This window comes from Agromyces seonyuensis (genome assembly GCF_009789225.1).
GTDB classification, from domain to species: Bacteria; Actinomycetota; Actinomycetes; order Actinomycetales; family Microbacteriaceae; genus Agromyces; species Agromyces seonyuensis.
In genome coordinates, this window is the sequence record NZ_WSTA01000146.1 from 1 (window position 1) to 1,876 (window position 1,876).

At 74.3% G+C, this 1,876-nt stretch carries 4 protein-coding genes; all 4 read right to left on the bottom strand.

Annotation, left to right across the window (positions count from 1 at the left end; genetic code table 11):
* Positions 1–195, bottom strand: a 195-nt coding sequence (locus GB864_RS18685) for a hypothetical protein (protein WP_236779246.1), incomplete at its 3' end; no start/stop codon positions are given.
* Entirely contained in the window at positions 192–629 is a 438-nt protein-coding gene (locus GB864_RS18690) for a phage holin family protein (RefSeq protein WP_336604077.1), read from the bottom strand. The genes GB864_RS18685 and GB864_RS18690, both read right to left, overlap by 4 nt.
* A gap of 13 nt (positions 630–642) precedes the next feature.
* Positions 643–1,113, bottom strand: a complete 471-nt coding sequence (locus GB864_RS18695) for a hypothetical protein (RefSeq protein ID WP_236779247.1) — start codon at positions 1,111–1,113, stop codon at positions 643–645.
* A gap of 116 nt (positions 1,114–1,229) precedes the next feature.
* On the bottom strand, positions 1,230–1,876 hold a 647-nt coding region (locus GB864_RS17920), incomplete at its 5' end, for an FAD-dependent oxidoreductase (RefSeq protein ID WP_202107365.1).

Below are 1,876 nucleotides of genomic sequence, written 5' to 3' on the forward strand. Positions count from 1 at the left end.
GACCCGAGCTCGGCCGTGTGCTCCTCCGTCCCCGCCGCGCCCGCGTCGCTGCCGCTCGGATTCCTCCTCGCGCTGGCCCGGGGCCGGGTTCGCACGCGACGGCCCGGATGCGGCCGCGGCCGGGAACGCGCTCGCGCGTGCGGCACCGGCACGGACGGCGCCCCACTCGGCGCCGGGCTCGGCGGGAGTCGTCATCGTCGTTCCCCTTCGAAGTCGGTCCAGTCGCCCGAGGTGCGACGGTCGTAGTCGCCGACGCCCTTGAACGCGTCGGCGTCGCGGCGCACCGACTCGATGGTGTCGAGCGGTTCGGTGCCGCGCTTGAAGTTGAGGATCGCGATGCCCACGAGGATCGCGATGATGAGCAGCAGGATGCCGGAGACGGTCAGTGCCGCCGCCCACGCCGGCATGACGAGCGCGAGCGCGAGGATGCCCGTCGCGATGAGCGTGCCGAGCAGGAAGATGCCGACGAACGCAGCGACGACGACGAGGCCGGCGCCGATACCGAGGTGCTTCGCCTTGTAGGAGAGTTCGGCCTTGAGCTTCTCGATCTCGGCCGAGATGAGGTCGGAGACGAGGCTCGGAAGCTGACCGAGCACCTCGAACAGGGAGCGGTCGTCAGGAGCGGGCACGGGGCACCTCCGGTCAGTCGGTCTGCTTCGGCGCCGCAGGCTTGCGCGCCGCGGGCTTGCGCGCGGCGGGCTTGCGCGCCGACGCGGCGGACTGCTTCGCCTGTTCGGCGGCGTCCGCGATGTCCGACGCCGCGGATTCGGCGCGGTCCGCGATGTCGTCGATCGCCTCGTCGGCCGCGTGCTTGACGTCGGCGGCTCGGCGGCCGGCCGCGCGTGCGGCCGCGTCGACCGCGGACTTCGCATCGCTGCGGCCCTTCGTGTTCTGGGAGATGAACTTCTTCGCCCCGTCGAGCACGACCTCGCTGACGTCACCGACCCTCGCGAGGGCGAAGTCCTTGGCGGCACCGACGCCCTGCTGGACGGTCGGTGCGTTCCAGACGCCCTTGGCCGCCTGCGCGATCTGGTCGTAGCGCTCACGGCCGGCCCGCGTTCCGAGCACGTAGCCCGTGGCGAGCCCGACGACGAACAGCAGTTTGCCCTTCATTGGCATCCCCATCCCCCTAGGTCGGCGTTCCTCCAGGGTAGACCCCGCGCGCCCGGCATCCGCAAGGGGGTTGCGCGATCTATGCCGAATGCGTCATATGCGTTCGTCGGCGGAGTTCATCGGGCGACGGGGCCGTCGAGCGCTCGGATGACGCGGAGCGCGGCCGCGCGGGCATCCGGGACGACCGAGGCGAGCCCCGTGCCGGCGACCCAGGCGCCCGCGACGGCGACTCCGGGCGAGGCGGAGAGGGCGGCGCGCAGCCGCGCGACGCGGTCGGCCTGACCGGCGGCGGCGTGCGAGAGTGCGTCGGTCCAGGGCACTCGCGCGGACCCGACCACCTGCGACGGATCGAGCTCGACGCCGAGCAGGAGTGCGGCGTCCCGTCGGGCGAGATCCGCGGCCGCGACGTCGTCGAGCCCGGCGAGGGGATTCGCCGATCCGGCACGGCCGTAGGAGAGCCGGACGACGTGCCGGCCGGCCGGAAGCTCCTCGGCGAGCCAGTCCCACTTCGCGCTCGCATGCGTGAGCGCCTTCGCCGCGACGCCGGGGGTGTCGCGCGCGACGAGGAGCCCGCTGCCGCGCGGCCGCGCATCGAGCGAGGGGGCGTCGAGCACGAGGGTGACGAGCTCGATCGTGGCGGGGGTCGGCCAGTCCTCGGCGGCGACGGCGGCGAGGTCGCCCCCGAGCGCGGCGAGCAGGGGCCGGGAGGCCGCGGCGGGGGCGGCCAGGACGACCGCGCGGGCGCGGATCGGGCCGGCCTCGG